The sequence below is a fragment of the Pseudomonas sp. 3B-A001-10F genome (genome assembly GCF_056313565.1).
In genome coordinates this window covers 1-1088 of sequence record NZ_JBQYFW010000075.1, presented here as the reverse complement: position 1 = coordinate 1088, position 1088 = coordinate 1, and the positions used below count along the sequence as shown (strand labels likewise).

Genomic DNA, 1088 nt, shown 5'->3' with positions numbered 1-1088 from the left:
CCAGAGATGGATTGGTGCCTTCGGGAACATTGAGACAGGTGCTGCATGGCTGTCGTCAGCTCGTGTCGTGAGATGTTGGGTTAAGTCCCGTAACGAGCGCAACCCTTGTCCTTAGTTACCAGCACGTTATGGTGGGCACTCTAAGGAGACTGCCGGTGACAAACCGGAGGAAGGTGGGGATGACGTCAAGTCATCATGGCCCTTACGGCCTGGGCTACACACGTGCTACAATGGTCGGTACAAAGGGTTGCCAAGCCGCGAGGTGGAGCTAATCCCATAAAACCGATCGTAGTCCGGATCGCAGTCTGCAACTCGACTGCGTGAAGTCGGAATCGCTAGTAATCGTGAATCAGAATGTCACGGTGAATACGTTCCCGGGCCTTGTACACACCGCCCGTCACACCATGGGAGTGGGTTGCACCAGAAGTAGCTAGTCTAACCTTCGGGAGGACGGTTACCACGGTGTGATTCATGACTGGGGTGAAGTCGTAACAAGGTAGCCGTAGGGGAACCTGCGGCTGGATCACCTCCTTAATCGACGACATCAGCTGCTCCATAAGTTCCCACACGAATTGCTTGATTCATTGAAGAAGACGAAAGAAGCAGCCTGTATCGGTTTGTAGCTGAGTTGGTTAGAGCGTACCCCATGCTTTGTGGTAAAGAGCAGGGTGAGGTCGGCCTTAGTAGCTCGAAATTGGGTCTGTAGCTCAGTTGGTTAGAGCGCACCCCTGATAAGGGTGAGGTCGGCAGTTCGAATCTGCCCAGACCCACCAATTTTGTGTGGGAAACGCCTGTAGAAATACGGGGCCATAGCTCAGCTGGGAGAGCGCCTGCCTTGCACGCAGGAGGTCAACGGTTCGATCCCGTTTGGCTCCACCACTACTGCTTCTCTTGTATAAAGCTTAGAAATGAGCATTCCATCAAGATGATGATGAATGTTGATTTCTAGTCTTTGACTAGTTCGTTCTTTAAAAATTTGGGTATGTGATAGAAAGATAGACTGAACGTTACTTTCACTGGTAACGGATCAGGCTAAGGTAAAATTTGTGAGTTCTCTTAGTTGAGAAATTCGAATTTTCGGCGAATGT

The 1088-nt window shown here is 50.6% G+C and carries 2 tRNA genes and 1 rRNA gene; all 3 read left to right on the top strand.

Annotated features, from left to right (window positions below):
• Positions 1–534: ribosomal RNA gene (locus AC0ZWN_RS28790) — 16S ribosomal RNA — on the top strand; the annotation flags it as partial.
• A 162-nt stretch (positions 535–696) separates the two neighbouring features.
• Positions 697–773 (top strand) — tRNA-Ile (locus AC0ZWN_RS28785).
• Between the two features lie 30 nt (positions 774–803).
• Positions 804–879 (top strand) — tRNA-Ala (locus AC0ZWN_RS28780).
• The last annotated feature ends 209 nt before the right edge of the window (positions 880–1088 follow it).